The organism is Aquirufa ecclesiirivi (assembly GCF_011250515.1).
GTDB classification, from domain to species: Bacteria; Bacteroidota; Bacteroidia; order Cytophagales; family Spirosomataceae; genus Aquirufa; species Aquirufa ecclesiirivi.
The window spans coordinates 1-255 of record NZ_JAANOP010000030.1; the positions used below are offsets into that span (position 1 = coordinate 1).

Here is a 255-nt window from a genome sequence, read left to right on the forward strand (position 1 = left end):
TAACTTGGAGCTTACTTACTTTCCCGGGTTTGATCCCAGTATCATCAGCGGTGCGGGGCTTAACTTCTCTGTTCGAGATGGGAAGAGGTGAACACCCGTCCTATCGGCTCCATAAATCTTGCAAGGTCTTAGCCTTTTTCCATATTGTGAGATAAAATAAACAGTCGTTGCATTTTTTTAATAAAAGTAAGCTTTCGGGTAATTAGTACTACTCGACTTTGACATTACTGCCTTTACATCTGTAGCCTATCGACC

The 255-nt window shown here is 42.0% G+C and carries 1 rRNA gene; it reads right to left on the reverse strand.

From position 1 onward, the window contains the following. Window positions 1-2: 2 nt before the first annotated feature. Window positions 3-114: ribosomal RNA gene (rrf, locus tag G9H65_RS13325) — 5S ribosomal RNA — on the reverse strand. Window positions 115-255 lie beyond the last annotated feature (141 nt).